The organism is Sanguibacter suaedae (assembly GCF_016342785.1).
GTDB classification, from domain to species: Bacteria; Actinomycetota; Actinomycetes; order Actinomycetales; family Cellulomonadaceae; genus Sanguibacter; species Sanguibacter suaedae.
In genome coordinates, this window is sequence record NZ_JAEINH010000004.1 from 1 (window position 1) to 24,761 (window position 24,761).

The 24,761-nt window shown below is 71.8% G+C and carries 25 protein-coding genes, 1 tRNA gene and 1 pseudogene; 19 read left to right on the forward strand and 8 right to left on the reverse strand.

Translation table 11 applies throughout. The features are described 5' to 3' along the window. Positions 1-41: 41 nt before the first annotated feature. Positions 42-707 (reverse strand): phosphate signaling complex protein PhoU, encoded by a 666-nt coding sequence (phoU, locus tag JAV76_RS05735; protein ID WP_198733084.1) that lies wholly within the window; start codon positions 705-707, stop codon positions 42-44. 206 nt (positions 708-913) lie between these two features. Between phoU and JAV76_RS05740 the strand changes: the two genes are divergently transcribed. The 6 genes from JAV76_RS05740 (at position 914) to pstB (ending at position 7,101) form a co-directional block, all read left to right on the forward strand. After that, positions 914-2,062, forward strand: coding sequence for a sensor histidine kinase (locus JAV76_RS05740; protein WP_230401935.1), 1,149 nt, complete (start codon positions 914-916; stop codon positions 2,060-2,062). Beyond that, a complete protein-coding gene (locus JAV76_RS05745; protein WP_198733086.1) occupies positions 2,059-2,757 on the forward strand; it encodes a response regulator transcription factor in 699 nt (232 codons plus the stop codon). The genes JAV76_RS05740 and JAV76_RS05745 overlap by 4 nt, the downstream gene beginning before the upstream one ends. A 189-nt stretch (positions 2,758-2,946) precedes the next feature. Continuing rightward, a complete protein-coding gene (gene pstS / locus JAV76_RS05750) occupies positions 2,947-4,083 on the forward strand; it encodes a phosphate ABC transporter substrate-binding protein PstS (protein WP_198733087.1) in 1,137 nt (378 codons plus the stop codon). A gap of 138 nt (positions 4,084-4,221) precedes the next feature. Then, a complete protein-coding gene (gene pstC / locus JAV76_RS05755) occupies positions 4,222-5,208 on the forward strand; it encodes a phosphate ABC transporter permease subunit PstC (RefSeq protein WP_198733088.1) in 987 nt (328 codons plus the stop codon). Continuing rightward, entirely contained in the window at positions 5,208-6,263 is a 1,056-nt protein-coding gene (gene pstA, locus JAV76_RS05760; RefSeq protein WP_198733089.1) for a phosphate ABC transporter permease PstA, read from the forward strand. Before pstC ends, pstA begins: the two co-directional genes overlap by 1 nt. A gap of 58 nt (positions 6,264-6,321) precedes the next feature. Continuing rightward, complete coding sequence (pstB, locus tag JAV76_RS05765) at positions 6,322-7,101, forward strand: phosphate ABC transporter ATP-binding protein PstB (RefSeq protein WP_198733090.1); 780 nt, start codon at positions 6,322-6,324, stop codon at positions 7,099-7,101. Between the two features lie 79 nt (positions 7,102-7,180). On the opposite strand, the gene JAV76_RS05770 is transcribed toward pstB, so the two are convergent. Next, positions 7,181-7,663: a hypothetical protein gene (locus JAV76_RS05770; protein WP_198733091.1), complete on the reverse strand. Its 483-nt coding sequence runs from the start codon at positions 7,661-7,663 to the stop codon at positions 7,181-7,183. 155 nt (positions 7,664-7,818) lie between these two features. On the opposite strand from JAV76_RS05770, the gene JAV76_RS05775 reads away from it, so the two are divergent. From JAV76_RS05775 to rlmB, 6 genes are all read left to right on the forward strand, one after another. Continuing rightward, positions 7,819-8,301, forward strand: a complete 483-nt coding sequence (locus tag JAV76_RS05775; RefSeq protein ID WP_198733092.1) for a CarD family transcriptional regulator — start codon at positions 7,819-7,821, stop codon at positions 8,299-8,301. Next, positions 8,298-9,149, forward strand: a complete 852-nt coding sequence (gene ispD, locus JAV76_RS05780; RefSeq protein ID WP_198733356.1) for a 2-C-methyl-D-erythritol 4-phosphate cytidylyltransferase — start codon at positions 8,298-8,300, stop codon at positions 9,147-9,149. Before JAV76_RS05775 ends, ispD begins: the two co-directional genes overlap by 4 nt. Next, the gene (gene ispF, locus JAV76_RS05785) at positions 9,146-9,715 is read left to right on the forward strand and encodes a 2-C-methyl-D-erythritol 2,4-cyclodiphosphate synthase (protein ID WP_307844015.1); all 570 of its coding nucleotides are present in this window, start codon (positions 9,146-9,148) and stop codon (positions 9,713-9,715) included. The genes ispD and ispF overlap by 4 nt, the downstream gene beginning before the upstream one ends. Before the next feature lie 112 nt (positions 9,716-9,827). Next, positions 9,828-10,424, forward strand: coding sequence for a TetR/AcrR family transcriptional regulator (locus JAV76_RS05790; RefSeq protein ID WP_198733093.1), 597 nt, complete (start codon positions 9,828-9,830; stop codon positions 10,422-10,424). A gap of 79 nt (positions 10,425-10,503) precedes the next feature. Further along, positions 10,504-11,937 carry a cysteine--tRNA ligase gene (gene cysS / locus JAV76_RS05795; protein ID WP_198733094.1) on the forward strand — a complete coding sequence of 478 codons (1,434 nt, stop codon included), beginning with the start codon at positions 10,504-10,506 and terminating at the stop codon, positions 11,935-11,937. After that, positions 11,937-12,965, forward strand: a complete 1,029-nt coding sequence (gene rlmB / locus JAV76_RS05800; protein ID WP_198733095.1) for a 23S rRNA (guanosine(2251)-2'-O)-methyltransferase RlmB — start codon at positions 11,937-11,939, stop codon at positions 12,963-12,965. Before cysS ends, rlmB begins: the two co-directional genes overlap by 1 nt. A gap of 57 nt (positions 12,966-13,022) precedes the next feature. Here rlmB and JAV76_RS05805 read toward each other — a convergent pair whose 3' ends face one another. The 4 genes from JAV76_RS05805 to JAV76_RS05820 all read right to left on the reverse strand — a co-directional run bounded on the left by JAV76_RS05805 (position 13,023) and on the right by JAV76_RS05820 (position 17,926). Beyond that, on the reverse strand, positions 13,023-14,264 hold the full coding sequence (locus JAV76_RS05805) for a DUF4032 domain-containing protein (protein ID WP_198733096.1): 1,242 nt from the start codon (positions 14,262-14,264) through the stop codon (positions 13,023-13,025). Positions 14,265-14,354: 90 nt separating this feature from the next. Continuing rightward, the gene (locus tag JAV76_RS05810; protein ID WP_198733097.1) at positions 14,355-15,479 is read right to left on the reverse strand and encodes an ABC transporter ATP-binding protein; all 1,125 of its coding nucleotides are present in this window, start codon (positions 15,477-15,479) and stop codon (positions 14,355-14,357) included. A gap of 207 nt (positions 15,480-15,686) precedes the next feature. Further along, a complete protein-coding gene (gene otsB, locus JAV76_RS05815) occupies positions 15,687-16,481 on the reverse strand; it encodes a trehalose-phosphatase (protein WP_307844016.1) in 795 nt (264 codons plus the stop codon). 14 nt (positions 16,482-16,495) lie between these two features. Next, on the reverse strand, positions 16,496-17,926 hold the full coding sequence (locus tag JAV76_RS05820) for an alpha,alpha-trehalose-phosphate synthase (UDP-forming) (protein ID WP_198733098.1): 1,431 nt from the start codon (positions 17,924-17,926) through the stop codon (positions 16,496-16,498). A gap of 100 nt (positions 17,927-18,026) precedes the next feature. On the opposite strand from JAV76_RS05820, the gene JAV76_RS05825 reads away from it, so the two are divergent. The 5 genes and pseudogenes from JAV76_RS05825 (at position 18,027) to JAV76_RS05840 (ending at position 21,903) form a co-directional block, all read left to right on the forward strand. Then, positions 18,027-19,901: a serine/threonine-protein kinase gene (locus JAV76_RS05825; RefSeq protein ID WP_198733099.1), complete on the forward strand. Its 1,875-nt coding sequence runs from the start codon at positions 18,027-18,029 to the stop codon at positions 19,899-19,901. Between the two features lie 45 nt (positions 19,902-19,946). Beyond that, positions 19,947-20,798 (forward strand): DsbA family protein, encoded by an 852-nt coding sequence (locus tag JAV76_RS05830; protein WP_198733100.1) that lies wholly within the window; start codon positions 19,947-19,949, stop codon positions 20,796-20,798. A 134-nt stretch (positions 20,799-20,932) separates the two neighbouring features. Then, positions 20,933-21,005: transfer RNA gene (locus JAV76_RS05835), tRNA-Thr, on the forward strand. Positions 21,006-21,044: 39 nt separating this feature from the next. Continuing rightward, positions 21,045-21,326, forward strand: a pseudogene (locus tag JAV76_RS15350) (alpha/beta fold hydrolase); the annotation flags it as partial. After that, positions 21,208-21,903: an alpha/beta fold hydrolase gene (locus JAV76_RS05840; protein WP_372403216.1), complete on the forward strand. Its 696-nt coding sequence runs from the start codon at positions 21,208-21,210 to the stop codon at positions 21,901-21,903. The pseudogene JAV76_RS15350 and the gene JAV76_RS05840, both read left to right, overlap by 119 nt. Here JAV76_RS05840 and JAV76_RS05845 read toward each other — a convergent pair. After that, positions 21,900-22,694, reverse strand: a complete 795-nt coding sequence (locus tag JAV76_RS05845; RefSeq protein WP_230401958.1) for an SGNH/GDSL hydrolase family protein — start codon at positions 22,692-22,694, stop codon at positions 21,900-21,902. The genes JAV76_RS05840 and JAV76_RS05845 overlap by 4 nt on opposite strands. A gap of 146 nt (positions 22,695-22,840) precedes the next feature. Further along, positions 22,841-23,542 (reverse strand): uracil-DNA glycosylase, encoded by a 702-nt coding sequence (locus tag JAV76_RS05850; RefSeq protein WP_198733101.1) that lies wholly within the window; start codon positions 23,540-23,542, stop codon positions 22,841-22,843. An 84-nt stretch (positions 23,543-23,626) separates the two neighbouring features. Here JAV76_RS05850 and JAV76_RS05855 point away from each other — a divergent pair, with 84 nt between their 5' ends. Then, positions 23,627-23,935: a DUF3263 domain-containing protein gene (locus JAV76_RS05855; protein WP_198733102.1), complete on the forward strand. Its 309-nt coding sequence runs from the start codon at positions 23,627-23,629 to the stop codon at positions 23,933-23,935. An 84-nt stretch (positions 23,936-24,019) separates the two neighbouring features. Then, positions 24,020-24,643, forward strand: coding sequence for a LytR C-terminal domain-containing protein (locus JAV76_RS05860; RefSeq protein ID WP_198733103.1), 624 nt, complete (start codon positions 24,020-24,022; stop codon positions 24,641-24,643). The last annotated feature ends 118 nt before the right edge of the window (positions 24,644-24,761 follow it).

The window sequence follows — 24,761 nt, forward strand, 5'->3', positions numbered from 1 at the left end:
CCCCACCGGGGACGGCCCTCCTGTGCGTCGCTGGTCTCGGCTCAGGGAGTCGTGACGCCGCGCTCCTCGGCGAAGTCGCCGGTGACGAGGTAGACGACGCGGCGGGCGATGGACACGCCGTGGTCCCCGAACCGCTCGTAGTAGCGGGCGACGAGCGTCACGTCGATGGTCTGCTGCGCGGTGCCGTCCCACGTCTCGTTGAGGAGCGCCGCGAAGGTGTCCTGGTGGAGCAGGTCGAGCGTGTCGTCCTCGCGCTCGATGGTGCTCGCGACCGCGAGGTCCCGGGTGGTGAGGAGGGTCGTGGTGCGTTGCGCCACACCCGTGGCGGCCTCGTGCATGCCGGCGAAGGTCGCCTCCGCCGCGGGCGCGATTGCGCGGTGGGGGTATCGGCCGCGCGCCACCTGGGCGATGTGCCGGGCGAGGTCGCCCATCCGCTCGAGGGTGGAGCTCATCCGCAGGGCGCTGACGACCACGCGGAGGTCCGTCGCGACGGGCTGCTGCTGGGCCAGGAGGAGGACGCACCGCTCGTCGAGCTCCCGCTCGAGCTGGTCGATCGCGTGGTCCGCGGCGATGACGGACTGTGCGAGCTGGAGGTCTGCGGTGAGCAGCGCCGTCCCCGCACGACTGATCGCGGACTCGACCAGGCGGCTCATCTCCGCCAGGTCGTCGCCGATCTGCTGGAGCTCGGCTTCGAAGATCTCGCGCATGTGTTCCCTCTCGTGGTGTGGAGCAGCGCTCACCCTCGCAACCCCAGGTGTGGCCCGGGGGGCCGGACGGTGAACACCGGACCGCCGCGAGGTGAACACTTCGTGCCCGGCGCCGCCGGATCGTGGCGCTGGCACCATCATGACGCGTCATGCTGCGCCGCACACGTCGCCACGACCGTAGGCTGACGGTCGTGGATGGTTTCTCGATGATGCTGGCCGGCGTGCTCGGCCTCGCGACGGGGGTGCTCGCGACGCTGGCGTTCCGCATCAGCGAGCGTGAGCAGAAGGGCGTGCCCGCCCGCCGTGTGCCCGACATCGACGCCGGTGTCGTGCGCGTCCTCGCAGTGCTGCGCTCCGCCGCGGTGGTCCTCGGTGCGGACGACACGGTGATCCGTGCGAGCGCGGCGGCGTACGCCCTCGGGGTGGTCCGGGGTGACGTCGTGGCGCACGCCGCCATCCAGGACATGGTCGACGCGGTCCGCCGTGACGGTGTCATCGCCGACGAGGAGCTCGAGCTCCCGAGAGGACCCGTGGGGCGCGGCCGGGTGATGCTCCAGGTGCGGGTCGCGCTCATCGACACCGAGCACGTGGTCGTGCTCGCGGAGGACCGGACCGAGGCGCGCAGGGTCGAGGCGATCCGCCGGGACTTCGCGGTCAACGTCTCCCACGAGCTGAAGACTCCCGTCGGGGCGATCGCGCTCCTCGCGGAGACCATGCAGGACGCGGCGGAGGACCCCGACGCCGTGCGGCACTTCGCGGGGCGGATGCAGCAGGAGTCGACCCGGCTGGCGGCTCTCGTCCACGAGATCATCGAGCTGTCCCGGCTGCAGGTGGCGGGGGCGCTCCAGGAGGTCGAGGTCATCGAGATCGACCGTGTGGTCGACGAGGCCGCCGACCGCGCCCGGGTCGTCGCTCAGGCCAAGGACATCACGCTCACGGTCGGGGGGGAGCGTGGTCTGCGGGTGTTCGGCGACCACTCGCTGCTCGTCACCGCGGTGCGCAACCTCCTCGACAACGCGGTCGCCTACTCGGGCCCGCACACGCGCGTGGGGCTCGGCGTGTCCACCGTCGACGACCTCGTCGAGATCGCCGTCGTCGACCAGGGCATCGGCATCGACGCGGCCCAGCAGGACCGTATCTTCGAGCGCTTCTACCGGGTGGACCCGGCACGCTCGCGCGACACCGGCGGCACGGGTCTCGGCCTGAGCATCGTCAAGCACGTCGCCGCCGACCACGGCGGGGACGTGCGCATCTGGTCGGAGCCCGGGCGCGGCTCCACCTTCACGCTCCGTATCCCTGCCGCCCGCGAGGACGGCGAACCGCAGATGGACCCGATGAAGGAGGTGGATGCGTGACCCGCATCCTGGTGGTCGAGGACGAGGAGTCCTACCGTGAGCCGTTGGCGTACCAGCTCACCCGGGAGGGGTACGAGGTGGTCGCCGTCGCGTCCGGCACCGAGGCGCTCGTCGCGTACGACGAGGCTGGTGCCGACCTCGTGCTCCTCGACCTGATGCTCCCCGGGCTCTCCGGCACCGAGGTGTGCCGCGAGCTGCGTCAGCGCGGGGACGTCCCGGTGATCATGCTCACCGCCAAGGACGGGGAGATCGACAAGGTCGTGGGCCTGGAGCTCGGCGCCGACGACTACGTCACGAAGCCGTACTCCTTCCGTGAGCTGCTCGCCCGGGTGCGGGCGGTGCTGCGGCGGCGGCAGCCTGCGGTGGACCCGGAGGAGGTCGGGACGGAGGACACCCTGGTCGCCGGTCCGGTGCGGATGGACGTCGAGCGGCACGTGGTGACGGTCCGCGACGAGGTGGTGTCGCTGCCGCTCAAGGAGTTCGACCTCCTCGAGCTCTTCCTGCGCAACGCGGGCCGGGTGCTCACCCGCGGCCAGCTCATCGACCGGGTGTGGGGGTCGGACTACGTGGGGGACACCAAGACCCTCGACGTCCACGTCAAGCGGATCCGCGCCAAGGTGGAGCAGGACCCGGGCAGCCCGGAGCTCCTCCTCACCGTCCGCGGCCTGGGGTACAAGTTCGTCGAGTCGGAGTGACGCAGATCTCCTCGACCGGCGGACGGCAGCACCAAATGTCCGTCTCTGCACCTCAGCGCGCGCACGACGGTGGAGAGTCTCCCCAGTGTTCACCTCCCGTTCACCCTCCGAGGGCCGGCAGGTCATCCGGGCTCCTTAGCGTCGTCCTTGTTCGCACCACGTCCCGTGCTGCGACCGAGCTACTTGAGGATGGGTAAGACAGTGAAGCGTGTGAACAACCGCAGCCTCGCCAGCATCGTTCTGGCCGGAGCGCTCGCCGTGTCCCTCGCCGCATGCGGCGAGGACGCCACCACGGACGCCGCGACCGCAGCGGGGGGCGACGAGATGTCGGACCTCTCCGGCAGCATCGCGGGTGCCGGCGCGTCCTCCCAGGAGAAGGCCATGGGCGGCTGGATGGCGACGTTCGCCTCCGTCGCACCCGACGTCACCGTCACGTACGAGTCCATCGGTTCCGGTGGTGGCCGTGAGCAGTTCCTCGCAGGCGGCGTGCAGTTCGCCGGGAGCGACGCTGCGCTCGACGAGGAGGAGCTCGAGGCGGCCGTGGAGCGTTGCTACGGTGGCGAGGCCATCGAGCTGCCGCTCTACATCAGCCCCATCGCCGTGGTCTACAACCTCCCGGGCGTCGACGCGGACAACATCAACATGTCGGCCGAGACGATCGCGAAGATCTTCAACGGCGACATCACCGTGTGGAACGACCCCGCGATCGCCGCCGAGAACGAGGGCGTCGAGCTGCCCGACACGGCGATCGTCCCCGTGAACCGGTCCGACGAGTCCGGCACCACCGAGAACTTCACCGAGTACCTCGAGGCCGCCGCCGGTGGCGCGTGGCCGCACGAGGCGAGCGGTGACTGGCCCATCTCGGGCACGCAGTCCGGGAACGGCACCTCCGGCCTCATCGACACCGTGACCGGCGCCGAGGGCTCCATCGGGTACGCCGACGCCTCGCGTGCCGGCGACCTCGGTACCGTCGCGCTCAAGGTCGGCGAGGAGTACGTCCCGTTCTCCGCCGAGGCCGCAGCCGCGGTCGTCGACGCCTCGCCGCGCGCCGAGGGTGCCACCGACAAGCGTCTCGTCGTCGAGCTCGACCGTGAGACCACGGCCGAGGGCGCCTACCCGCTCGTCCTCATCTCGTACTCCGTCGCGTGCTCGCAGTACGAGGACGAGGCGCAGACCGAGGCCGTCAAGGCGTTCCTCACCTACGTCGCCAGCGAAGAGGGCCAGGAGGTCGCCGAGGCGGCCGACGTGGCAGGCTCCGCACCGATCTCGGACGACCTCCGCACCGAGGTCCAGGCTGCGATCGACTCCATCACCACGGTCGGCTGACCCAGCCGATACGCTGACGACCGCGACGGCGGGTCGGGTCCCGGGTACGCTCCGGGACGCGGCCCGCCGCAGCGGTGTCACAGATGCACCACGCACCACCATCCAGCACCACCCACACACCCAGCTGACGGAGATCTCGTGGCCGTACTGAGCCCCCCCAAGGTCGGCGGACGACCGGACCAGCAAGAGCCTCGCGCCAGGCGCAGCAAGGGCGGCCTCGCGGGCCGGCTCTTCGAGTACCTCTCGGTCGGCGCCGGCCTCCTGATCCTCGTGACGCTCGCCGCAGTCGCCGGCTTCCTCGTGCTCCGCGCGTGGCCCGCGCTGACGGCGTCCCCGGAAGAGCTCCAGGAGATCTCCTGGTTCGGGTCCTCGACGTTCCTCGGGTACGTCGGCCCGCTGATCTTCGGGACCCTCCTGGCGTCGCTGCTCGCGCTGCTCATCGCGGTGCCGCTGGCCGTGGGCATCGCCCTCTTCATCTCGCACTACGCGCCGCGGCGGCTCGCCCAGAGCCTCGGGTACGTCATCGACCTCCTGGCGGCCATCCCCTCCGTGGTCTACGGCCTCTGGGGCGCTCTGTGGCTGGCCCCGACGCTCGACCCTGCGTTCCGGTGGATGACGGACTTCCTCGGGTGGATCCCGCTGTTCGAGGGCTACCAGCCTCCGGCGAAGAACGTCCTCACGGCATCGATCGTGCTCGCGGTGATGATCCTGCCGATCATCACGGCGGTGGCGCGCGAGGTGTTCCTCCAGGCGCCCCGCCTCCACGAGGAGGCGGCGCTCGCGCTCGGCGCGACCCGTTGGGAGATGGTGCGGATGGCCGTCCTGCCCTTCGGGCGCTCCGGCGTCATCAGCGCGTCGATGCTCGGCCTCGGCCGGGCGCTCGGCGAGACCATGGCCGTCCTCATGATCCTGTCGCCCGGGTTCCTCTACTCGTTCTTCCTCCTCAAGCCGGGGCAGCACCAGTCGATCGCCGCGAACATCGCGTCGAAGTTCCCCGAGGCCTCGGGCCTCTCGGTGAGCGCGCTCATCGCGACCGGTCTGGCGCTCTTCGTCATCACCCTCGCCGTCAACATGTTCGCGCGGTGGATCATCTCCCGTCGCAGCGAGTTCTCAGGAGCCAACTGATGACGACCACCACCCCTGAGCTCACGTCGGTCACCCCGGCGCGCACCCGGCTCCCCTCCTGGTCGCCCTGGGCGTTCGCCGCGGGCTCGCTCGTCCTCGCGTTCCTCGTCCTCCTCGTCCTGAGCAGCCCCACGCCCGCGGGGGTGGTCCTGCTCGGAGCCGTGGTCTACGCGGTCGCCCTCACCGTCACCTCCCGCGTCGTCGAGGGCGAGCGGCGGGCCAACGACCGGCTCGCCACGACCCTCGTGACGTTCGCCTTCGCGCTCGCCCTGGTCCCTCTGGTGTCCCTGCTGTGGACCGTGATCACCGAGGGTGCTGCGCGGTTCGGTCCCAGCTTCCTCAACACGAACATGGTCGGTGTCTTCGGCGAGATGACCGAGGGTGGCGTCTACCACGCCATCATGGGGACGCTGTACATCACGTTGGCCGCGGCCGCGATCTCGGTCCCCATCGGCATCCTCACCGCGATCTACCTCGTCGAGTACGGTCGCGGTCACCTCGCGCGCGGCGTGACGTTCCTCGTGGACGTCATGACCGGCATCCCGTCGATCGTCGCAGGTCTCTTCGCGTTCACCCTGTTCACGCTGGTCTTCGGGCCCGCGTACCGGGCCGGCATCATGGGCGCCGCGGCTCTCGCCGTCCTCATGACGCCCGTCGTCATCCGGTCGGTCGAGGAGATGCTCCGGCTGGTCCCCAACGAGCTCCGCGAGGCCGCGTACGCGCTGGGCGTCCCCAAGTGGCTGACGATCATCAAGGTGGTGCTCCGCACGGCCATCGCCGGGATCGTCACGGGGGTCATGCTCGCCGTCGCACGCGTCATCGGCGAGACGGCGCCCCTGCTCCTCACCGTCGGTATCGTTGCTGACGTCAACTGGGACCTCTTCGACGGCCGTATGGCCACCCTCCCCGTGTACGCCTACCGGCAGTACTCGCAAGGAGGCATCGGGGTCGAGCGGGCGTGGGCCGCGGCCCTGACGCTCATCCTCATCGTCATGCTCCTCAACATCGTCGCCCGTCTCGTGAGCAGGTACTTCTCCCCGAAGGCCTCTCGCTGAGCCCGTCCCGCACGACCGTGCCGCCCCGCCCCGGGCGGCGAGAAAAGGAATGGTTCCCGTGTCCAAGCGCATCGACGTCAGCGACCTGAACGTCTACTACAGCGACTTCCTGGCGGTGGCGGACGTCTCGATGACCATCGAGGAGCGCTCGGTGACTGCGCTCATCGGCCCGTCCGGCTGTGGGAAGTCCACCTTTCTGCGGACGCTCAACCGCATGCACGAGGTCATCCCCGGAGCGCGGGTCGAGGGCAAGGCCGTCATGGACGGCCAGGACCTCTACGCGAGCGACGTCGACCCGGTCGAGGTGCGACGCCAGGTGGGGATGGTCTTCCAGCGGCCCAACCCGTTCCCGACGATGTCGATCGCCGAGAACGTCCTCGCCGGAGTCAAGCTCAACAACCGTCGGATCTCCAAGGGCGACGCGAGCGACCTCGTGGAGTCCTCGCTCCAGGGTGCCAACCTCTGGACCGAGGTGAAGGACCGCCTCGACCGTCCCGGATCCTCGCTCTCCGGCGGCCAGCAGCAGCGCCTGTGCATCGCCCGCGCCATCGCGGTGAAGCCCGACGTCCTGCTCATGGACGAGCCCTGCTCGGCCCTCGACCCGATCTCGACCCTGGCCATCGAGGACCTCATGGCGGAGCTCAAGAGCGAGTACACGATCGTCATCGTTACGCACAACATGCAGCAGGCGGCACGCGTGAGCGACCGCACCGCGTTCTTCAACATCGCCGGCACGGGTAAGCCCGGCCGCCTCATCGAGATGGACGAGACGTCCACCATGTTCTCCTCACCGAACGTCCAGGCCACCGAGGACTACATCTCCGGCCGCTTCGGGTGAGACCCCGCTGACCACGACGACGAAGGGCTGGATCCGTGAGGATCCAGCCCTTCGTCGTCGCCGCTCGCCGGCGCGTGGGTCAGAGGGTGTCGTCCGTCGGGACGAGGTCCGTGTACTCGGGGAGCGTGCCGTCGAGGACGGGGACCTGGACGACCGACGTGCGGCCCTCGCCGTCCGTCAGCGTCACCTCGAGGTTGGCGCCCGGGGGGACCGGCACGGACTCGATACGCGTCAGGGACGCGTCCTCGAGCGCGAAGTTCACGGTCTCGCCCGCCTCGATGCTCAGCGGGATGCCGACGGCCCCGTCGGGGGTGCTGATGTCGAGGGTGGTGGCGGCCGACCGTGCCCCGGTCGCGGCGCCGAGCAGCTGACCGGCGGCACCCTCCTCGGAGGTGACCACCATGAGGTTGAGCACCTCGACGTCACCGACGGACGCGCGGATTCCGTCCGACGCCGCGTAGGGCGCGTCGGTGGTGATGGTGGTGCACGCGGACAGGCTCAGGGCGAGGCCCAGCGCCCCCAGCGCGACGACGGGGCGGGGGACGGACGGCTGTGGGATCACGCGAACTCCAGGTGTGGCCACTCGAGACGGTCGAGACAACTGGTGCACAGCCTACGTGGTGGGGCGCGGGCGCAGGAACTCGCGTCGGCGGAGCGCCCGGAATTGCAACGTTCCACCGTGGTAAGATGGCCGTCCGCGAAAGGGGACTTCCACCAATGACGTTCACAGTTGGGGAGACCGTTGTCTACCCGCACCACGGTGCAGCTCTTATCGAAGAGATCAAGACCCGAACAATCCGCGGTGAGGACAAGCTCTACCTCAAGCTCAAGGTCGCGCAGGGCGACCTGACGATCGAGGTCCCGGCGGACAACGTCGATCTCGTCGGCGTCCGCGACGTCGTGGGCCAGGAAGGCCTGGACCGTGTGTTCGAGGTCCTGCGGGCCCCGTACACGGAGGAGCCGACCAACTGGTCGCGCCGTTACAAGGCCAACGTCGAGAAGATCGCGTCGGGCGACGTGATCAAGGTCGCCGAGGTCGTCCGCGACCTGTCGCGTCGCGACGCCGACCGTGGCCTCTCCGCCGGCGAGAAGAGGATGCTCGCCCGCGCCCGCCAGATCCTCGTCTCCGAGCTCGCGCTCGCGGAGCACACCGAGGAGGAGAAGGCCGAGGCCATCCTCGACGAGGTGCTCGCGTCCTGAGCAGCGACAGCCCGTCGGACGGACGACCCGCGCCTCGGGCGCGGGTCGTCGCCGTCCTCACCGCAGCGGGTTCAGGGAGCAGACTCGGTCTCGGGTACCCCAAGGCGCTCGTGGCCGTCCTCGGGCGACCGCTCGTCGCCCACGCGGCACGGCAGCTCGCTCGCACGGAGCTCGTCGAGCGCATCGTCGTCACGGCCCCCGGGTCCCACCTCGACGAGGTCCGCTCGGCCGTCGCCGACGCGGCCATCAGCGTGCCCTGGGAGGTCGTCGCGGGCGGGCGCACCCGCCAGGAGTCCGTCGGCATCGGTCTGGCGGCGCTCGCGGCCGCGTGCCCGGGCGCAGCACCGGACGTGGTCCTCGTCCACGACGCCGCTCGGCCGTTCGCGCCGCCCGCGCTCGTCGCGCGGATCGTCGACGCCGTCCGGCAGGGGTACAGCGCCGTCATCCCGGGCTACGCCGTCACCGACACCATGAAGCTCGTGGCCCCGGCGCTCGACGCGGCAGGGACGGGCCCCGAGCTCGTGGCGGGCACGGCCGACCGCACGTCGCTGCGCGCCGTGCAGACACCCCAGGGGTTCACGTGGGACCTGCTCGTCCGTGCGCACGCCGCCGGCGAGGAGAGGGCCCGCTCCGAGGAGACCGCCGCGACCGACGACGCCAGCCTCGTCGAGGCCGTCGGGGAGACGGTCTGGGTCGTCGAGGGCGACGTCGCGGCCCTGAAGATCACGACGCCCCACGACCTCGCCGTCGCCGAGCTCCTCGCGGCACAGGTGCTCGCTGACGAGGACATCCTCGTCGGGCCCGGCCCGTCAGGGCTCACGGGGCCCGGCGGGCCGGACACTCCGTGACGGCGGTCCCGTCGGAGGGCGCAGGAACCTCCTCAGGTGCTCCGAGCACGCCGCCGCTGCCGCGCGTCGGGGTCGGCACGGACGTGCACGCGTTCGCCGGGCCGGACGAGTCCCGTGAGCTCTGGGTCGCCGGCCTCCTGTGGCCCGGCCAGCCGGGCCTCGCCGGGCACAGCGACGCCGACGTCGTGGCGCACGCCGCCGCCGACGCGATCTTCTCCGCCACCGGCCTCGGGGACCTCGGCTCGAACTTCGGGACGAGCGCCCCCGAGTGGGCCGGTGCGTCCGGTGCCTCCCTCCTCGCCGAGGCCGCGGTACGAGCGCGCGCCGCGGGCTTCGTCATCGGGAACGTCGCCGTCCAGCTCGTCGGCACCAGGCCTCGGCTCGGGCCGCGCCGTGAGGAGGCCCAGGAGGTCCTCTCGCGAGCAGCAGGGGCACCCGTGACGGTCACCGCCACCACCACGGACGGCCTGGGTCTCACGGGTCGTTCGGAGGGCCTGGCCGCGATCGCCACCGCGCTCGTCGTCCCCACGCACCATGCACCCGGGGGGCCGCACCTCCCCGCATGACCTGGACGGGCGACGTCCCCGCGCGACGGGCCGAGGGTCCCGCGCAGGCCGGCCCGGGGCATGATTGGCTGTGCTGGGGGAGCGGCCGAACACCTGAACGAGGAGAAGCACCATGGGATGGACGCTCGAGGAGCGTCGTGACCGCATCGTCGTCGCAGCGCTCCAGCTCGCGGCCGACCAGGGGACGGAGCACGTGAACCTCCGCGCCGCCGCCCACTCGGCCGGGATCTCCTGGGACGGGGCGCGGGAGATCTTCGAGGACCACGCCGACCTGCTCAGGGCGATGAGCCGCACGGTCACGGCGCAGAACATGGACGTCGCGTCGCTGCGGATCGACGGTGAGGGTCCTTTCCCCGAGATCCTCGAAGGGATCCTCCTCCAGCTCTGGGGGGCGCTGTCGGCACGCCGCGACCACCAGATCGTCAGCTACGAGCTCGCGCTCGTCGCGCTGCGCAGGACTTTCCTGAGATCGCTCGCCACCGAGCAGCACGAGCAGGCGCGGGGCACCGCGGGCGAGGTGCTCGTGGCCGTCGCCGAGGCGCACGGCGTCCGCTGGACCACCGGCACGGACGACCTCGCGCGCCTCGCCGCGACGTTCCTCGAGGGGCTGTCGATCACGTGGGTCGTCGACCACGACGACGCCGCTGCCGGCAGGCAGGTCCGCCTGCTCGCCCAGTTCCTCGCGGGCCACGCCCAACCGGACCGTTGACACGGCCCGGCGGGTCGACGCGTCGTCGCACCTGTCCCGCGATTCCCGGCCGGGCGCTCCACCCCGGTAGCCTGGGCCCGTGACCCTCCGACTGTTCGACACCGCGACCCGTGACGTCCGTGACTTCGTCCCCCTCGTCGAGGGACAGGTCGGGCTGTACGTGTGCGGTGCGACGGTCCAGGCGGCCCCGCACATCGGTCACATGCGCTTCGCTGTGGCCTTCGACGTGCTCGCCCGCTGGTTGCGGCGCTCCGGGCACACCGTCACGTACATCCGCAACGTCACCGACATCGACGACAAGATCCTCGCGAAGTCAGCCGCGGCAGGCGTGCCGTGGTGGGCGTGGGCGGCCACGCACGAGCGTGCGTTCAGCGAGGCGTACACGGCGCTGGGCAACGAGCCCGCGACGTACGAGCCGCGTGCCACGGGGCACGTCACCGACATGATCGACCTCATGGAGCGGCTCGTCGCCGCGGGCCACGCGTACCGGTCCGGTGACGGCGACGTGTACTTCGACGTCCGGTCCTGGGACGCCTACGGGTCCCTCACGAACCAGCGCCCCGACGACCTGGCGTCTCCGGCGGACGACTCGTCGGAGGGCGCCAAGAAGGACCCGAGGGACTTCGCCCTGTGGAAGTCCGTCAAGCCCGAAGAGCCGGCGACGGCGTCCTGGCCGACCCCGTTCGGCCGGGGGCGCCCCGGCTGGCACCTCGAGTGCTCCGCGATGGCCCACAGGTACCTCGGGGAGACGTTCGACATCCACGGCGGCGGACTCGACCTCCGGTTCCCGCACCACGAGAACGAGCAGGCCCAGTCCCGCGCTGCCGGGTACGGTTTCGCCCGCTACTGGATGCACTCCGCCTGGGTCACCCAGGGGGGCGCCAAGATGAGCAAGTCCCTCGGGAACGGCCTCCTCGTGAGCGAGGTGCTCACCCGCACCCGCCCGGCGGTCCTGCGCTTCGCCCTCGCGGGAGTCCACTACCGGTCGATGCTCGAGTGGACACCGGAGACGGTCGCCGACGCCGACGCGACCTGGGACCGCTTCGAGGGATTCGTGGTCCGGGCCACCGAGCGGGTCGGTGACGTCCCCCACGCAGAGGTCGACGGCTCGGACCTGCCGGCAGAGTTCGCGGCCGCCATGGACGACGACCTCAACGTCTCCGCCGCGCTCGCCGTCGTCCACGAGCACCTGCGGGCCGGGAACTCGGCGCTCGCCGCCAGGGACGACACCACGACGCGTCGCGAGCTCGTCTCGGTCCGTGCCATGCTGGCCGTGCTGGGTCTCGACCCGGCACGATGGGCGGCGGCCTCCGGGGACGACCGCCACGCCACGGCGCTCGACGCGCTCATCACCTGCGAGCTCGAGGCGCGCGCGGAAGCGCGGGCCGCACGGGACTTCGCCACCTCCGACGCCATCCGGGACCGCCTCGCGCGGGCCGGTGTCGTCGTGGAGGACTCAGCACACGGCGCGCGCTGGACGCTCGCCACCACGACCACGGAGGACCAGGACTGATGGCAGGCAACTCACAGCGCCGCGGAGCGGTGCGCAAGCCCGGTTCGAAGAAGGGCGCCAAGGTCGGATCCGGCGGTTGGGGCAAGCAGGCCCTCGAGGGCCGCGGTCCCACACCGAAGGCCGAGGAGCGTCCCTACCACCCGGCCGCCAAGCGGAAGGCCGAGTCGGACCGCAAGCCGTCGGCCGAGGGGCCGCGCGGAGCACGGCCGGCGTCCGGGTCGCGTCCCTCGGGGCGGGGCAAGCCGGCGAAGAAGTCGGGCTCCGCGACCCACGAGATGGTCTCGGGTCGCAACGCGGTCCTCGAGGGCCTGCGGGCGCGCATCCCGGTGACCACCGTGTACATCGCGACGCGCCTCGAGGCGGACGACCGCACCCGGGAGATCCTCCAGATCGCCTCCGGTCGTGGGTACAACCTCCTCGAGGTCACCAAGCCCGAGCTGGACCGCCTCACCGACGGGTCCGTCCACCAGGGGGTCGCGATCCAGGTCCCGCCCTACGAGTACTCCGACCCGGAGGAGCTCCTCGACGCGGCGGCCGCTGCCGGGACCCCGCCGCTCATCGTGGCGCTCGACGGGGTGACCGACCCCCGCAACCTCGGGGCCGTCCTGCGTTCCGCAGGCGCTTTCGGGGCGCACGGCGTGCTCGTCCCCGAGCGCAGGGCCGCAGGGGTGACCGCGTCCGCATGGAAGGTCTCCGCCGGTGCGGCGGCCCGCGTCCCCGTGGCACGGGCCACCAACCTCACCCGGACGCTGCTCGAGTACAAGGCGGCGGGCTGCTTCGTCGTCGGGCTCGACGGCGGGGGCACCACGACGGTCGGCGACCTGCCGTTCTCCACCGACCCGCTGGTCCTCGTCGTCGGTTCCGAGGGCAAGGGCCTCTCGCGCCTGGTGCGCGAGACGTGCGACGTCATCGCGTCCATCCCCATCGCGTCCGAGGTCGAGTCGCTCAACGCCGGTGTCGCGGCAGGGATCTCGCTCTACGAGGTGGCGCGCACGCGAGCCGCGGAGGGCGTCACCACCCAGGTCTGACCCGCGCCGGCGACGGCGCACCGACGGTGGCGGGGAGCGGGTCGCTCCCCGCCACCGTCATTCCTGCTGGTCTGCGTGCTCCGGAGGGAGGCCGAGAATGGCCATCTCGTCAGGCCGGTCGCGGAGCACGTTGTCCACGTAGCTCGCGACGGCCTCCGGGAGCGGGACGTCCCGCTTCTGCTGCTCCGAGATGTACCACCGGTGGTCGAGGACCTCGTGGAACAGCTGCGCGGGCTCGAGCTTGCGCCGCTGGTCCCGGGGGACGGCCCGCACGGTGGGCTCGAAGACGCCCGACAGCCAGTCGTGGGCGACGAACTCCTCCTCGTCGTTCTGCCGGTCCGTGGCGGCCCGGAACGAGTCGAGGTCGTTGAGGAGGCGCCGCGCCTGGTTCTCCTGGACGTCGAGGCCCGTGAGGCGCAGCAGACGTCGGGAGTGGTGCCCGGCGTCGACGACCTTCGGCTGGATCTGCACGCTCGTGCCGTCGATGTCCGTGGTGATCTCGAGCTCGCCCACGTCGAAGCCCAGGGTGTTGAGGCGGTCGATGCGCGCCGCGACGCGCCAGCGCTCGTCGGAACCGAACGACTCCTCGTCGGTGAGGGCGCTCCACAGCTCGTTGTACCGCTCGAGGAGGGCGTCGCCGATGGCGATCGTGTCGACGTCCTCGTCGAGCAGCTCGCCTGCGGCGAGGTCCATGAGCTCGCCGATGATGTTGGTCCGGGCGAGCTCGACGTCGTAGCTGCGCTGGCCGGGCGAGAGCTTGGCGTGCAGGTCCCCGGTCTCCGCGTCGACGAGGTACGCCGCGAACGTCTCGGCGTCGCGCCGGAAGAGCGTGTTCGACAGCGACACGTCGCCCCAGTAGAAGCCGATGAGGTGGAGGCGCACGAGCAGGACCGCGAGGGCGTCGATGAGCCGGGTCGCGGTGTCGGGCCGCAGCGTCTGGCTGAACAGCGACCGGTACGGCAGGGAGAACTGCAGGTGCTTGGTGATGAGGACCGCCTCGAGGCGTTCGCCGTTCTTGTCCTGGCGGCCGGTGATGACACCCACCGGGTCGACGCTCGGCACGTCGATGCGGCTCAGCTGTCGTAGCAGCTCGTACTCGCGGTACGCGACGGTCTCGCCGATCTCCTTGACCGCGATGACGCCGCCGGACATCTTGACGAAGCGCACCACGTGCCTGGAGATCCCGCGGGGGAGGGCGGCGAGCACGGACGAGGGCCAGTCCGCGAGCGGCACGTCCCACGGGAGGTCGAGGAGCGCCGGGTCAGGCCTGGCCGCGGTGATCTGCAGGTTCTGCGCCACGGGTGCAGTCCTTTCCGAGGGATGGTTCCGGGGGTGACACGACGAAGGGGCGGGAGCGGCCTGAGCCGCGTCCCGCCCCCTCAACCTACGTCAGGCGTTCGAGAGACGGAGACCCGAGCTCGACGAGAAGACGTGCTCCTGGCCTGGGCGGATCGAGACGTGGATGCGCTCGCCCTTCGCGGGAGCGGTGCGCGGGTTGATGCGCACGATGACCTCGTTCTCGCCCGCCTCGGGGGAGGACAGCTCGCCCTGTCCACCCTTGAGTGTGCCGTAGACGTACGCGTCGGAGCCGAGCTCCTCGACGATGTTCACCTCGACGGGGATGGCAGAGGGGTCCGAGGCGCTCACGATGTCGAGCGCTTCGGGCCGGAAGCCGAGGGTGATCTTGTTGTTGTCCTCGGGGGTGAGGCTCGCGAGCGCGTCACGGGACACGGGGATGCGTGCCTGGCCGATGTGGGCGGAACCGTCGGCCACGGAGAACGTCCCGAGGTTCATGGCGGGCGAACCGATGAAGCCGGCGACGAAGACGTTGGCCGGCGCGTCGTACATCTCGCGGGGCGTCCCGACCTGCTGGAGGAGGCCGTCCTTGAGGACCGCGATGCGGTCACCCATGGTGAGCGCCTCCGTCTGGTCGTGCGTGACGTAGACGGTGGTGACACCGAGACGACGCTGGAGCGAAGCGATCTGCGTACGGGTCTGCACGCGGAGCTTCGCGTCGAGGTTCGACAGCGGCTCGTCCATGAGGAAGACCTGCGGCTGGCGGACGATCGCGCGGCCCATGGCGACGCGCTGGCGCTGACCTCCGGAGAGGGCCTTCGGCTTGCGGTCGAGGTACTCCGTGAGGTCGAGGATCTTGGCGGCCTCCTCGACGCGGGAGCGGATCTCCGTCTTCGGGGTGCCCGCGATCTTCAGGGCGAAGCCCATGTTGTCCGCGACGGACATGTGCGGGTACAGCGCGTAGTTCTGGAAGACCATCGCGATGTCGCGGTCCTTGGGCTGCACGTCGGTGACGTCGCGGTCACCGATGAGGATGCGGCCCGCGTTGACGTCCTCGAGGCCTGCGAGCATGCGCAGCGAGGTGGACTTACCGCAGCCGGAGGGGCCGACGAGGACGAGGAACTCGCCGTCCTCCACGTGGAGGTTGAGCTGGTCCACCGCGGGGCGCTCGGTCCCGGGGTAGATGCGGCTCGCGTGGTCGTAGGTGACCGTAGCCATGATGTACATCCCTTCACCGGCAGGTACGTGCCGGACGATCCGTCGTGAATGGGGTGTCCTGCGTTGCGTCCCCGAGGCTCCGGGGTTCGTGTCCGCGCTGACACTCGTCTTCAGTTGTGCGCTCGGACCGTCGGTCCGGGCTCCTTGATCATAGGCGATGGGCCCGCTCTGTCCAGGGGACCTGTGGACCGTGACCCGGGGGAGGGGTCAGCGCTCGAGGTGCTCCGCGAGGACTGCTAGCACCTCGGCCGCGTCGTCCGTGGTGCTCACGCGCACGCGGGCGACCGTCTCGCCCGGTCCCACCTTGATGCCGAGGTCGCCCTCATGGAGGACCGCGAAGGCGCGCTCGTCCGTGACGTCGTCACCGAGGTACACGACGGCGACTGCGCCGAGCTCGGCACGCAAGGCGTCGATCGCCTGTCCCTTCGACGTCTCGACGACGGCGATCTCCACGACGTCCTTGCCCTGCATGGTGTGGACCGGGAGGGACGCGCCGAGCTCGACGGCTGCCTCGACGCTCCGGCGGGCGTCCTCGGGGCTGCACCTCCGGGTGTGCAGCACGGCTGCCGACGGCTTGTGCTCCACCCAGGCGCCGTCGACCGGTCCGGCGATCGCCTCGAGGCCGTCCGAGACCGCGCGCAGGGCGTCGGCCTGGTCGGGCTCGAGCGCGAACGGCAGGGTCTCCACGGCGCCGGACCCGAGGACTGCGCCGCGTTCCGCGCCGTGGCTCCCCACGAGGAGGACGCCGGCGGGCGGGCTGGAGAGCTCGGCGAGCGCCGCGAGGTTGCGACCCGACACGAGGGCGGTCCGCGCCCGCCCGGGTGGGAGTGCGGCGAGCCGGGTGAGGGCCGCGCTCGCCCCCGGCGTCGGGCGGGAGGCCGACGGGTCGTCGACGAGGGGGGCGAGCACCCCGTCGAAGTCGCTCGCCACGAGGACGGGCCCCTCGCCGTCGAGGGCAGCGAGGGCGGCGATCGCGTCGAGCACAGGACGGTCGAGGGGCACGGCGGGTCCTTCCGTCAGACGTGGTGGGTGCGGGAGGGCATCGCGGACAGCACGCCGAGGAACGATGCCGACCACTTCGCGACGTCGTCGGTGAGCACGCGGCGTCGGAGACGTCGCATCCTCTTGCGCTGCTCCCGCGGGTCCATGACGGCGGCCCGGGCGATCGCGTCCTTGGTGCCGTCGATGTCGTGCGGGTTCACGAGGACGGCGCCGACGAGCTCGTCGGCCGCACCCGTGAACTCGGACAGCACGAGGACACCGGCGTCGTCGGACCGCGCGGCGACGTACTCCTTCGCGACGAGGTTCATGCCGTCGCGAAGGGACGTGACGAGCATGACGTCGGCCGCGAGGTAGAGCGCGGCCATCTCCTCGGGCGGGTAGGAGTGGTGCAGGTAGTGGATCGCGCTGTGCCCGATCTCCCCGTACTCACCGTTGATGCGGCCCACGAGGCCCTCGACGTGCTCGCGCAGCTCCTGGTAGGCACCGACGTTCTCGCGGCTGGGGCTGGCCACCTGGACCAGGGTCGACCGTGCCGCGTCGAGGCGGCCGTCCTGGAGGAGCTCGCCGTAGGCCTTGATCCTGTGACGGATGCCCTTGGTGTAGTCGAGGCGGTCGACGCCGAGCATCATGATGTCCGGGTCGCCCAGGTCGGCGCGGATCTCCCGCGCGCGCGCCTGGATCTCGGGCGTGCGTGCGAGCGCGTCGAACTTCTTCGAGTCGATGGAGATCGGGAACGGTGCCGCGCGCACGTGCCGGCCCGGCTTCCCGTCGTCGCCCTCGACCGTGATGATCTGCCCGCGCGTCGTGAGGTCGGTGAGCCGGCGGACGGCGCGGATGAAGTTCGACGCGTCACCACCGCGCTGGAACCCGATGAGGTCGGCGCCGAGGAGGCCCTCGATGACCTGCTTGCGCCACGGCAGCTGCTGGAAGATCTCCAGCGGGGGGAAGGGGATGTGGTTGAAGAACCCGATCCGCAGGTCCGGGCGCAGGTCCCGGAGCATCTTCGGGACGAGCTGGAGCTGGTAGTCCTGCACCCAGACGATCGCACCCTCCGCGGCCTGGGCCGCGGCGGCCTCCGCGAAGCGCTGGTTCACGCGGCGGTACGTGTCCCACCACTGCCGGTGGAACGCCGGCGGGGCGATGACGTCGTGGTAGAGCGGCCAGAGGGTGTCGTTGGAGAAGCCCTCGTAGTAGCGGGCGATCTCGGTCTCGCTGAGCGTCACCGGCACGAGGCGGATGTCGTCCGCGTCGAACGGCTCCGCGACGAGATCCGGTGCACCGGACCAGCCGACCCACGCCCCGTCGGACTCCTGCATGACAGGTTCGAGCGCGGTGACCAGTCCACCGGGGGAGCGGCGCCACTCGACGGTGCCGTCCTCACCCACGGACATGTCGACCGGGAGGCGGTTGGCGACGACGACGAGGCTGTACCCGTCTTTACCCATGCATGATCAACTCCTTGTGACTTGCAGCCAGGGTAGCGACACCCCACGAAAGGCGCCTTGCGGACACCTGTGAGTCTCGTCTCCCCGTACGGTATGCGTCATGGAACGGATCGGGCTGGACCCTGGCACGGAGATCGGCGGCTACCGGATCCTGTCCCCGCTGGGGTCAGGAGCGATGGGCGTCGTGTACCGCGCCGTCGACGGCGGGGGCCACCCGGTCGCCTTCAAGCTCATGCACCCGAACTTCGCCCCGGACGCGGAGATGCGCGCCCGCCTGGGCCGTGAGGTCGCGGCGCTGCAGAAGGTCGACCACCCGGCGGTGGCGCACGTCCTCGACGCGGAGGCCGACTCCTCCGAGATGTTCATCGTCACCCAGCTGGTCAACGGGCCCACCCTCGAGTCGGAGATCGCCGACGGCGGGCCGCTCGACGAGACCGACCTCCACGAGCTCGCCTCGCAGCTCCACGAGGCGCTCGCCGCCGTGCACGCGGCGGGCGTCATCCACCGTGACCTCAAGCCGAGCAACGTGCTGGTCTCCGAGGAGGGCCCGGTCCTCATCGACTTCGGGATCGCCCACGGCATGGAGGACGCCCGCATGACGTCCCCCGGGTTCGTCATGGGCACGCCCGGGTACCTCGCGCCGGAGCTCGTGGACCGTCAGGACCCCTCGCCCGCCACCGACTGGTGGGGCTGGGCGGCGCTCCTCGTGTACGCCGCCACCGGGCGCGCACCGTTCGGGGTCCGGCCACTCGAGGCCGTCCTCGCCCGGGCGCGCTCCGGGGACCCGGACACGGACGGGCTCGGTCCCCGCACCACCGAGGCCCTGCGCGGTGCGCTCGCCGCCGACCCGGCCGACCGTCTCGCCCCCGCGGACGTCGTGGAGGCGCTCCGCGTCGCCGCCGTGGAGGGCGACGCGCCCGTCGTGGTGGACGACGCCCCGCCCACCCTCGTCGTCGCGGCCCCACCGGCGGCGGACGGGGCCGGGCCGGGCGAGGTCGACGCCACCGCCGTCCTGGCCGCGACGGACGCCGATCCCACGGCGGTCCTCCCGCAGGGGGAGGCGACGACGGTCATGCCGGCGGCGGACGCCACCGCGGTGCACGACGGCGGGACCAGGGTTCTCCCCGTGACGCTCTCCGCCCCGGAGGCGGCCTCCGTGCCGTACGACCCGCACGAGGTCGTCGAGCCGCCGCCCTACGCCGCGCCGTACGGGACGGTCCCGTCGCACAGGGCCGAGCCCGACTCCCCGCCCCCGCCGCCGAGCATCGCGCCCGGCCACCACGTGTCCGGGCCGAGCACCCAGGACATCCCGCTCGCGCCGGTGTCCCTGCCGTACTCGGGGCGCCCCGCACGGCGCCGACGCACCGGGACCGTCCTCGCCCTCGCGCTGCCGTTCGTGGCAGCCGGCGCGACGTACCCCGGGTGGGCGCTCGTCGCGCTGCTCGTCGTCGTCCTCGTGTGCCGGGTGGTCGGGACCGCCGAGCACTCCCTGCACGCACGTCGTGAACGTCGCGGCGCACGCCCGAGCGACCCGCTCACCTCCGCGCTCCTCGCCCCGTGGCACCTCCTGCGCGCCCTGGTCGCGAGCGTCCCGTCGACGCTGGTCGCGGCGAGCGCCGTGGTGGTCCTCGGGGGGACGTCCTGGTGGTTGCTCACGACCGACCGTCTCGTGGTGCCGCCGTCCGCGGGGGCGGACGGGACCGCCCCCGGCGGGGGGAACGAGCCGTGGGTGTACTCGACCCTCCTCATGGTCGTCGTCCTCGTGGCGGCGGCGCTCCTGTGGTTCGGGCCCGTGACCCTCCTCGCACGGCAGGGTGCCCGCGTGGCGCTCGGAGCGGTCGCCCCGGGGTGGCTCGGGTCGCTCGTCGCGGTGCTGGTCGCGCTCGTCGTCACCGCGTTCCTCGTGTCCGTGCTGCTCGGGGGAGAGCCCGTCCACTGGGCTCCCCTTCAGGAACCGCCCAGTTTCGCGTCATAGACTCGGACCTCCACCCGCCGACCTCCTCACCGAAGGTTTGATCGCATGGCACCGAACGGACCCCAGCTCAGCAAGGCGGAGCGCCGCGACGCCGCGCGCGCCCAGGCGCTCAGGCTCCAGGAGGAGCAGCTGCGCCGCGAGAAGCGGACGCGGGCGATCATCATCGCGTCGCTCGTCGCCGGCATCGCGATCGTCGGCGTCATCGTCTGGGCGATCCTCCGCAGCGCCGCGCCGGACCTCCAGGGGATCAGCGAGTTCCCCGACGAGATCGAGGTCCCCGCGGTCGCCGACGAGAAGGGCGGCATCAGCTTCGGGGAGAGCGGGGAGGCGGGCTCGGACTCGGGTGACGACGCCGTGACCGTCGACGTGTACCTCGACTACATGTGCCCCAACTGCGGCGGCTTCGAGCAGGTGAACGGCCCCGACCTCGAGGAGCTGCGCGCCGCGGGCGACATCACGCTGGCCCTCCACCCCGTCTCCATCCTCGACGGCACGTCGCAGGGCAGCGAGTTCTCGACGCGCGCCGCGCAGGCGTTCGCGTACGTCGCGGAGAACTCGCCCGAGCACGCGCTCGCGTTCAACACGCTCATGTTCGAGCGCCAGCCGTCGGAGGGCACCTCCGGGCTGAGCGACGAGGAGATCCGGGACATCGCCGTGGAGGCGGGCGTCGCGGAGGACGTGGCGGACGGGATCGCCGAGGGGCAGTACAAGCAGTTCGTCCAGGCACTCACGCAGATTGCGTTCGGCGACCCGACGGTCCTCAGCGCCGAGGGGCGCTTCGGCACCCCGACCGTCGTCATCGACGGCGAGCGCTTCGACGGCAACTGGAGCCAGCCGGGCGCGCTGAGCGCCGCGATCGGCGAGGCGCAGGGCGGCGAGGGCGCGGTCTCCGAGTAGTTCGAGCAGCCAGGGGCACCGCATGACGACGGTGGCGGCACCTGCGGGTGCCGCCACCGTCGTGCTGTCCGGGCAGGACCGGCACCGTCCCGCGCGAGCGGGTAGAGTGTCGGCCGCACGGCACAGCCGTGCACGCCGCCTTAGCTCAGCTGGTAGAGCACTCGCCTTGTAAGCGAAAGGTCGTCGGTTCGAACCCGACAGGCGGCTCCGCTGGCGAGCGTGCCATGAACCTCGGAGAGTTGAAGCATGACTCTCCCGATCGGACGCACCGAGAAGGTCGACATCGGTGGTCGGCGACTGAACGTCTGGCTCGCTGGCGACTCCGGGCCCACCGTCGTGCTCGTGCACGGCATCCCCACGAACCACAGGTTGTGGTGGGACGTGGTGCCCGCGCTGGCGCGGCACGCGCGTGTCGTCGCCGTCGACCAGCTGGGGTACGGCGACTCCGACCATCCTGACGGCTGGGAGACGGACATCGCGTCCCAGGCCGCTTACGTCGTGCGGCTGCTCGACGCGCTCGGGCGCGACCGGGTCGTGGTCATTCGGCCACGACCTCGGCGGTGGCATCGCGCAGATCCTCGCGACGACGAGCAGCGAGCGCGTCCTCGCGCTGGGCGTCGTCGACGGCGTCTGCTTCGACGGGTGGCCCGTGCCGGTGGTCAAGGCCATGAAGCTGGCGTGGCCGCTCGTCCGGCTCCTCCCGGCCTCGGCGGTCGCAGCGGCCCTCGTGCCGGCCCTGCGCCCCCTCTTCGGGCACGGGGAACGCGCCGGGGAGTTCATCGAGCGGTTCGTGGAGCCGTGGCGACGGCGGGGCAGCGGTCGCCTCCTCGCGCAGCACCTGCGCACCCTCGACTCCGTCTACACGCAGGCCGTCGCCCCGTTCCTGCCACAGCTGGCGATCCCCACGGAGGTCGTGTGGGGACGAAAGGACCACCAGATGAAGCAGAGGTACGGGCAGCGGCTCGCGCGGACCGTGCCGGGAGCCCGTCTCACCTGGGTGGAGGACGCGAGCCACTTCGTCCCCGCCGACCGGCCCGACGAGGTGGTGCGGGCCGTCGAGGCGCTCATCAGCCGTCTCGGCGAGCCCACCACGCCGGATCGCTAGGCGATGGGCTTGAGCTCCGGGTACTTCGCGGTGCGTGAGTCGCCGGAGGACTGCCGCCGCAGGCGGCGCGCCGCCCACGGGTAGACGTGCTCCCGGAGCCACTGCGCGTTCTCCCGGGCCCACTCGATGCGCGGGACCGGCGGGAGAGGCGTCAGCGGGTCGTCCCACGCAGCATCGTCGGGCACCTGACCGAGCGCGACGAGCGCTCCCTGCGCCACCCGGCGGTGACCGTCGGTGGTGAGGTGGATGCGGTCCGGTGCCCACATGCGCCAGTCCTTGAGGGACTTCATGCCCCACTGGTCCAGGACGTACGCGCCGTGCCGCCGTGCGATCGACCACAGGTGGGAGTTGAAGATGCCCACCCGGCCCCGAGTCATGCCCACGAGAGGGCTCTCCGCGGCGTCGACGCCCGTGCTCAGCAGCACGTCCGCGCCGGTCCGGCGGATGCGCACCACAGCTGCCTCGAGGTTGCGGGCGATGAGGTCGACGTCCGCGGCAGGGCGGAGGATGTCGTTGCCGCCACCGATGAGGGACACGAGGTCGGGCTTCATCTCGAGGGCTGCGGGCAGCTGCTCGCTGATGATGGGCCGTATGAGACGGCCACGGATGGCGAGGTTCGCGTAGCTCAGCGGTTCTTGACCGGCGGCGATGCGCCGCTGGGAGAGGTTCTTGGCGAGGAGGTCCGCCCACCCGCGGCAGTGGTCCTCGTCGTCCGGGTGGACGTCCCACAGGCCCTCGGTGAAGGAGTCGCCGATCGCGACGTACCGGGACCACGGGCCCGGCGGGGGCAGCGCGTCGTCCGGCGTGGTGCCGCCGGTCGTGGCGGTGCCGGGGTTCTCGGTGCGTGTGGCGGTCTCGGTGCTGTCGGCGTCGGTCACCGTCCCATCTTGGCACCGCGTGAGCCGTCGGTGGGAGCATCCCCCGGGGAGGGCGCCGGCTACCCGAGGTCGAGCGCGCCCTGCTGGGCCTCGGGCCGGGTGAGGCGCCAGTCCACCGGTGCGGCGCCCTGCGCGACGAGGAGCTCGTCGACGCGGGAGAAGGGCCGGGAGCCGAAGAACCCGCGGCGGGCGGACAGCGGGCTCGGGTGTGCGCTCGTCACGACGGGCACGTCGCCCAGGGCGGGCGCGAGGCTCGCCGCGTCGCGGCCCCACAGGACGGCGACGAGCGGCCCGCCCCGTTCGACGAGGGCGGCGATGGCCCGGTCGGTGACGGCCTCCCAGCCGTGTCCGCGGTGCGACCCGGGCTCGCCGGGTCGCACGGTGAGGACCCTGTTGCACAGCAGGACTCCCTGGGCAGCCCACGGGGTGAGGTCCCCGTTCTCGGGTCGTGGGACGCCGAGGTCGTCGTGGAGCTCGGTGAAGACGTTCGCGAGCGACCGGGGCACGGGGCGCACGTGCGGCTGCACGGAGAAGGACAGGCCCATCGCGTGCCCCGGGGTCGGGTACGGGTCCTGCCCCACGACGAGGACGCGGACGTCCGCGAGCGGCTCGCGGAAGGCTCGCAGCACGTCCTCCCGGGCGGGCAGCACGGACCCGGGCGGTGCGTCGCGCAGGAGCTCCGCGTCGAGGGCGTCCACGAGGTGACCGACGGGGGCGAGGGCGTCGGCCCAGTCGGGCGCGACGTCGTCGAGGAGGGACATGCCCCGAGCCTCCCAGACGAATGACACCCGTGTCATTCGCTTGTACGATCGAGGGCGCAGGAGACCGGTCACGTGGGGAGCAGCATGTTCGAGGTAGTCGCAGCACCGCAGGCGGACGACACCGAGGTCGCCGAGCCGGACGCGACACCGGCGCTCAGCGAGCGCGACGCCCAGGTCCTCGCCTTCGAGAAGCAGTGGTGGAAGTACGCCGGGGCCAAGGAGCAGGCGGTCCGCGAGATGTTCGACCTCTCCGCCACGCAGTACTACCAGGTGCTCAACGCCCTCATCGACTCGCCGGCGGCGCTCGAGGCGGAGCCCATGCTCGTCAAGCGACTGCGCCGCATGCGCGCCACCCGTCAGCGGGAGCGCACGACCCGACGCGCCCAGGCGTGACCACGGCACGGACCCTGCAGGGACGAGCGGCGGGACGGTCCACGCTCGTGTCGGCCGACCTGCCCTAGCGGCTAACCTGTCCTCGTGACCAAGACGACCCGCCAGTACCCGCCGGACGAGTTCGACGAGGTGTCCCCGGACGCCGCGCCCGCCGGTGTGCACCGCGCGCCCCGCGGGGCCTGGAGCAAGGTCGCCCCGTTCCTCGCGGTCCTCGTGATCTGCTCCCTGCTCGCGGTGGTCGCCGTCCTGTACTACACGAGGACGCAGGACCCACCCACCGCGCAGACTCCCACCACGTCCGCCGCGCCGGACGCAGGGACCGGTGAGGCGCCCGCCGAGGGGGAGGCCCCCGCGGAGGGCGAGGTACCCGCGGACGACGGCACGGTCGAGGACCCTGCGGTCGAGGAACCGGTGGAGCCCGTCGTCGAGGCGGACGTCACCACCGCCGTCCGGGTCCTCAACGGCACCGGTCGCGCGGGCGTGGCAGGCACGGCCGCGGAGAGCCTCGGTGCCGTCGGCTGGGTGGACGTCACCGCGGACAACTACACGGGTGCCGACCTCGACGCGTCGGTCGTCTACTACAAGACCCCCGACGACCTGGAGGAGGGTCAGGCCGTCGCAGCGGTCCTCGGGATCGACCAGGTGATCGAGGTCCCCGCGCTCGTGGGCCCGGTCTCCGCGGTGCTCGTCGGCGACTACCCGAACTGACCCGGGTGTCCGGCCGCTCCCCGCGAGCGGCCGGACCGCGCCGTGTCTGGCAGTCTGGGGAGGTCGGGACCCGGCAGGTTCCTCCTCCGGCCCGGCGGCGCCGCGCGGACGCGTGGTG

Bases quoted from the DNA above. Each gene is read 5' to 3' on its own strand.
- phoU (WP_198733084.1), bottom strand. From the start codon at position 707: ATGCGCGAGATCTTCGAAGCCGAGCTCCAGCAGATCGGCGACGACCTG.
- JAV76_RS05740 (WP_230401935.1), top strand. From the start codon at position 914: ATGATGCTGGCCGGCGTGCTCGGCCTCGCGACGGGGGTGCTCGCGACG.
- pstS (WP_198733087.1), top strand. From the start codon at position 2,947: ATGGGTAAGACAGTGAAGCGTGTGAACAACCGCAGCCTCGCCAGCATC.
- pstA (WP_198733089.1), top strand. From the start codon at position 5,208: ATGACGACCACCACCCCTGAGCTCACGTCGGTCACCCCGGCGCGCACC.
- JAV76_RS05775 (WP_198733092.1), top strand. From the start codon at position 7,819: ATGACGTTCACAGTTGGGGAGACCGTTGTCTACCCGCACCACGGTGCA.
- JAV76_RS05790 (WP_198733093.1), top strand. From the start codon at position 9,828: ATGGGATGGACGCTCGAGGAGCGTCGTGACCGCATCGTCGTCGCAGCG.
- rlmB (WP_198733095.1), top strand. From the start codon at position 11,937: ATGGCAGGCAACTCACAGCGCCGCGGAGCGGTGCGCAAGCCCGGTTCG.
- JAV76_RS05810 (WP_198733097.1), bottom strand. From the start codon at position 15,479: ATGGCTACGGTCACCTACGACCACGCGAGCCGCATCTACCCCGGGACC.
- JAV76_RS05820 (WP_198733098.1), bottom strand. From the start codon at position 17,926: ATGGGTAAAGACGGGTACAGCCTCGTCGTCGTCGCCAACCGCCTCCCG.
- JAV76_RS05825 (WP_198733099.1), top strand. From the start codon at position 18,027: ATGGAACGGATCGGGCTGGACCCTGGCACGGAGATCGGCGGCTACCGG.
- JAV76_RS05830 (WP_198733100.1), top strand. From the start codon at position 19,947: ATGGCACCGAACGGACCCCAGCTCAGCAAGGCGGAGCGCCGCGACGCC.
- JAV76_RS05850 (WP_198733101.1), bottom strand. From the start codon at position 23,542: ATGTCCCTCCTCGACGACGTCGCGCCCGACTGGGCCGACGCCCTCGCC.
- JAV76_RS05855 (WP_198733102.1), top strand. From the start codon at position 23,627: ATGTTCGAGGTAGTCGCAGCACCGCAGGCGGACGACACCGAGGTCGCC.